2 tRNA genes are annotated in these 308 nt (G+C 45.1%); both read right to left on the bottom strand.

Annotated features, from left to right (window positions below):
• Positions 1-49: 49 nt before the first annotated feature.
• Positions 50-122: transfer RNA gene (locus HMPREF2758_RS06980), tRNA-Ala, on the bottom strand.
• Positions 123-177: 55 nt separating this feature from the next.
• A tRNA-Ile gene (locus tag HMPREF2758_RS06985) sits at positions 178-251 on the bottom strand.
• Between the last annotated feature and the right edge of the window lie 57 nt (positions 252-308).

Genomic DNA, 308 nt, shown 5'->3' on the forward strand with positions numbered 1-308 from the left:
TTGGTGTTATTCAGTTTTCAATGATCAAGTTGTTGGCTTTTACCAACAATGGAGAATAGCGGGATCGAACCGCTGACCTCCTGCGTGCAAAGCAGGCGCTCTCCCAGCTGAGCTAATCCCCCAACTAGCGAATATCGTTATTATACAAAATTTTACTTATTTAAGCAATATTTTGTATGGGCCTGAGTGGACTCGAACCACCGACCTCACCCTTATCAGGGGTGCGCTCTAACCAGCTGAGCTACAGGCCCAGGCTTCTTACTCAAACCCTGAGTGAAAGCTCACTCAAAACTAAATAAAGACAAATC

Source organism: Facklamia sp. HMSC062C11 (assembly GCF_001810675.1).
In the GTDB taxonomy this organism is placed as follows: domain Bacteria; phylum Bacillota; class Bacilli; order Lactobacillales; family Aerococcaceae; genus Facklamia; species Facklamia hominis.